We start from the raw sequence: 5183 nt of genomic DNA, 5'->3' as shown, positions 1-5183 counted from the left end.
GCCAGGAGAACTCATCACGAAACAAGCTTCCCGCTTAGATGCTTTCAGCGGTTATCCCTCCCGAACGTAGCCAATCAGCCATGCACCTGGCGGTACAACTGACATACCAGAGGTTCGTCCGTCCCGGTCCTCTCGTACTAAGGACAGCCTTTCTCAATTCTCCAACGCACGCAGCGGATAGGGACCGAACTGTCTCACGACGTTCTGAACCCAGCTCGCGTACCGCTTTAATGGGCGAACAGCCCAACCCTTGGGACCGACTCCAGCCCCAGGATGCGACGAGCCGACATCGAGGTGCCAAACCATGCCGTCGATATGGACTCTTGGGCAAGATCAGCCTGTTATCCCCGAGGTACCTTTTATCCGTTGAGCGACAGCGCTTCCACACGCCACTGCCGGATCACTAGTCCCTGCTTTCGCACCTGCTCGAGCCGCCACTCTCACAGTCAAGCTCCCTTGTGCACTTACACTCAACACCTGATTGCCAACCAGGCTGAGGGAACCTTTGGGCGCCTCCGTTACACTTTAGGAGGCAACCGCCCCAGTTAAACTACCCATCAGGCACTGTCCCTGAACCAGATCATGGCCCGAAGTTAGACGCTCAGATTGACCAGAGTGGTATTTCAACAACGACTCCACCACCACTAGCGTGACGGCTTCACAGTCTCCCACCTATCCTACACAAGCCAACCCAAACACCAATACCAAACTATAGTAAAGGTCACGGGGTCTTTCCGTCCTGCTGCGCGAAACGAGCATCTTTACTCGTACTGCAATTTCACCGAGTTCATGGTTGAGACAGTAGGGAAGTCGTTACTCCATTCGTGCAGGTCGGAACTTACCCGACAAGGAATTTCGCTACCTTAGGATGGTTATAGTTACCACCGCCGTTTACTGGGGCTTAAATTCGCAGCTTCGCCCCCAAAAGGGCTAACCACTCCTCTTAACCTTCCAGCACCGGGCAGGAGTCAGTCCGTATACCTCGTCTTACGACTTCGCACGGACCTGTGTTTTTGATAAACAGTCGCTTCCCCCTGGTCTCTGCGACCCCTACACGCTCCCCACCGCACGGGCAGATCACGCTCAGGGCCCCCCTTCTCCCGAAGTTACGGGGGCATTTTGCCGAGTTCCTTAACCATGATTCTCTCGATCGCCTTAGTATTCTCTACCTGATCACCTGTGTCGGTTTCGGGTACGGGCAGCTCAAACCTCACGCCGATGCTTTTCTCGACAGCATAGGATCACCAAATCCCCCAACAACGGGGTCCCATCACGTCTCAGACACACAGCTGGCGCATTTAACAACCAACCATCCTACACGCTTAGACCACGACAACCACCGCGTGGCTTGGCTACCTTCCTGCGTCACACCTGTTAACACGCTTACCTCCAAAGCCTGGGTCCCACACACCCCACAACACCACAAAGAAAACTTCATGACACCGTGTTCGGCATGGTTAGCATCACAATATCAGTATGGACGGTTCTTCACTGGTACGGGAATATCAACCCGTTATCCATCGACTACGCCTGTCGGCCTCGCCTTAGGCCCCGACTAACCCAGGGCAGATTAACTTGACCCTGGAACCCTTGATCATCCGGCGCACGGGTTTCTCACCCGTGATTCGCTACTCATGCCTGCATTCTCACTCCCACACAATCCACCACACACTCCCGTGGCAGCTTCACCTCATGCAGGACGCTCCCCTACCCAACCAGCCACAAGGACTGATTGCCACAACTTCGGCGGTGTACTTGAGCCCCGCTACATTATCGGCGCAGAATCACTTGACCAGTGAGCTATTACGCACTCTTTCAAGGATGGCTGCTTCTAAGCCAACCTCCTGGTTGTCTCAGCAACTCCACATCCTTTCCCACTTAGCACACGCTTAGGGGCCTTAGTTGATGGTCTGGGCTGTTTCCCTCTCGACAATGAAGCTTATCCCCCACTGTCTCACTGCTACACTCTCACTTACCGGCATTCGGAGTTTAGCTAACGTCAGTAACCCTCGCGGGCCCATCAGCCATCCAGTCGCTCTACCTCCGGCAAGAAACATGCAACGCTGCACCTAAATGCATTTCGGGGAGAACCAGCTATCACAGAGTTTGATTGGCCTTTCACCCCTATCCACAGCTCATCCCCCCAGTTTTCAACCTAGGTGGGTTCGGTCCTCCACACGCTCTTACACGTGCTTCAACCTGGCCATGGATAGATCACTCCGCTTCGGGTCTAGATCCTGCCACTACAACGCCCTGTTCAGACTCGCTTTCGCTACGACTACCCCACACGGGTTAACCTCGCGACAAAACACTAACTCGCAGGCTCATTCTTCAAAAGGCACGCCACCACCCCACACAACGGGGGCTATAACGGCTTGTAAGCACACGGTTTCAGGTACTCTTTCACTCCCCTCCCGGGGTACTTTTCACCATTCCCTCACGGTACTGATCCACTATCGGTCACTAGAAAGTATTTAGACTTACCAGGTGGTCCTGGCAGATTCACACGAGATTCCACGAGCCCCGTGCTACTCGGGACAAACGCCACGCGGTCAGAACAATTTCAGCTACGGGACTCTCACCCACTCCGGTTGGCCTTCCCAGACCATTCACCTACCATCCTGAACATCACGCCAACAGCCGGTCAGAACTGCCACGACGCCTCCCACAACCCCCATGATGCAACCCCCGACCGGTATCACACACCACAGGTTTAGTCTCTTCCGCTTTCGCTCGCCACTACTGACAGAATCATTATTATTTTCTCTTCCTGCGGGTACTGAGATGTTTCACTTCCCCGCGTTCCCCCCAACTGGCCTATACATTCAACCAGCGGTCACTCACCATAACAATGAGCAAGGTTTCCCCATTCGGACATCCTCGGATCAACGCCCAGTTATCGGCTCCCCGAGGCTTATCGCAGATTCACACGTCCTTCATCGGCTTCTAGTGCCAAGGCATCCACCGTGTGCCCTTAACAACTTACAAACAATCAAAGAAAAAATCACAGAAAACTCACCACACACCCACACACAAAACAGGCAGGTGCACAGCACAGCTTCCAGAAGATGCTCGCGTCCACTATACAGTTCTCAAACAACAAACCACACCACCACCAGAACCAGAGAAAACCCCCAGCACCAGCACCAGCCAGTCACACAGACCACACAGCGTGCAGCCCGAAAACCCAACAGCGCACCTCAATGGCCCCACCACAAACCAGGAAACATGACATTCCACCCATGAGCAAACCACCCATCCGACACTCGCAGATAGCATGGCCAACCAATATAGTTGAGCTCCTTAGAAAGGAGGTGATCCAGCCGCACCTTCCGGTACGGCTACCTTGTTACGACTTAGTCCCAATCGCCAATCCCACCTTCGACGGCTCCCCCCACAAGGGTTAGGCCACCGGCTTCGGGTGTTACCAACTTTCGTGACTTGACGGGCGGTGTGTACAAGGCCCGGGAACGTATTCACCGCAGCGTTGCTGATCTGCGATTACTAGCGACTCCGACTTCATGGGGTCGAGTTGCAGACCCCAATCCGAACTGAGACCGGCTTTAAGGGATTAGCTCCACCTCACAGTATCGCAACCCTCTGTACCGGCCATTGTAGCATGCGTGAAGCCCAAGACATAAGGGGCATGATGATTTGACGTCATCCCCACCTTCCTCCGAGTTAACCCCGGCAGTCTCCTATGAGTCCCCGGCCGAACCGCTGGCAACATAGAACGAGGGTTGCGCTCGTTGCGGGACTTAACCCAACATCTCACGACACGAGCTGACGACAACCATGCACCACCTGTACACCAGCCCCGAAGGGAAACGCCATCTCTGACGCGATCTAATGCATGTCAAGCCTTGGTAAGGTTCTTCGCGTTGCATCGAATTAATCCGCATGCTCCGCCGCTTGTGCGGGCCCCCGTCAATTCCTTTGAGTTTTAGCCTTGCGGCCGTACTCCCCAGGCGGGGCACTTAATGCGTTAGCTACGGCGCGGAAAACGTGGAATGTCCCCCACACCTAGTGCCCAACGTTTACGGCATGGACTACCAGGGTATCTAATCCTGTTCGCTCCCCATGCTTTCGCTTCTCAGCGTCAGTTACAGCCCAGAGACCTGCCTTCGCCATCGGTGTTCCTCCTGATATCTGTGCATTCCACCGCTACACCAGGAATTCCAGTCTCCCCTACTGCACTCTAGTTAGCCCGTACCCACTGCAAAACCGGAGTTAAGCCCCGGCCTTTCACAGCAGACGCGACCAACCGCCTACAAGCTCTTTACGCCCAATAATTCCGGACAACGCTCGCGCCCTACGTATTACCGCGGCTGCTGGCACGTAGTTAGCCGGCGCTTTCTCTGCACCTACCGTCACTTTCGCTTCTTCGATGCTAACAGAGGTTTACAACCCGAAGGCCGTCATCCCTCACGCGGCGTCGCTGCATCAGGCTTGCGCCCATTGTGCAATATTCCCCACTGCTGCCTCCCGTAGGAGTCTGGGCCGTGTCTCAGTCCCAGTGTGGCCGGTCACCCTCTCAGGCCGGCTACCCGTCGTCGCCTTGGTAAGCCATTACCTCACCAACAAGCTGATAGGCCGTGAGCCCATCTAAAACCACTCCATAACGCTTTCCACCAACACCCCATGCAGAGATTGGTCGTATCCGGTATTAGACCCAGTTTCCCAGGCTTATCCCAGAGTCAAAGGTAGGTCACTCACGTATTACTCACCCGTTCGCCACTAATCCACGGTGCAAGCACCGCTTCATCGTTCGACTTGCATGTGTTAAGCACGCCGCCAGCGTTCGTCCTGAGCCAGGATCAAACTCTCCGTTACAAAACAAAAAGCCTGACAACCCGATCTCAAACACCAACACAAACCGTACACGGGGGTGCACGATCCACGCTGACACAATTGAAACCACAAACGGTCATCAATCAAAAAATAAATAAAATAATTGGTATCACATTTCCAAACAAAAACAATTTGCTCGAAACCAAAAAAGCACACTATTGAGTTCTCAAACAACACACCACCCCAGGACACCACCACACACCCACAACAGGCACGCAGAAGCCCCCCAGACAGTCATCATTCAGAGCCAACCACAACATCAACAGCACCCCTTCAGGGCCCCTCGCCGCGGCGACTCATACAACTATACACACCCCCCACACAACACGCAA

General features: G+C 54.3%; 2 rRNA genes. Both read right to left on the bottom strand.

The annotated features are described in order from the left end of the window. A 23S ribosomal RNA gene (locus D8M41_RS11295) occupies positions 1-2988 on the bottom strand; the annotation flags it as partial. Positions 2989-3307: 319 nt separating this feature from the next. After that, positions 3308-4833: ribosomal RNA gene (locus D8M41_RS11290) — 16S ribosomal RNA — on the bottom strand. Positions 4834-5183 lie beyond the last annotated feature (350 nt).

This window comes from Rothia sp. HSID18069, from assembly GCF_003989155.1.
Taxonomy (GTDB): domain Bacteria; phylum Actinomycetota; class Actinomycetes; order Actinomycetales; family Micrococcaceae; genus Rothia; species Rothia aeria.
Note: the sequence above shows the minus strand (reverse complement) of the source record. Positions and strands in the feature narration are given on the sequence as shown.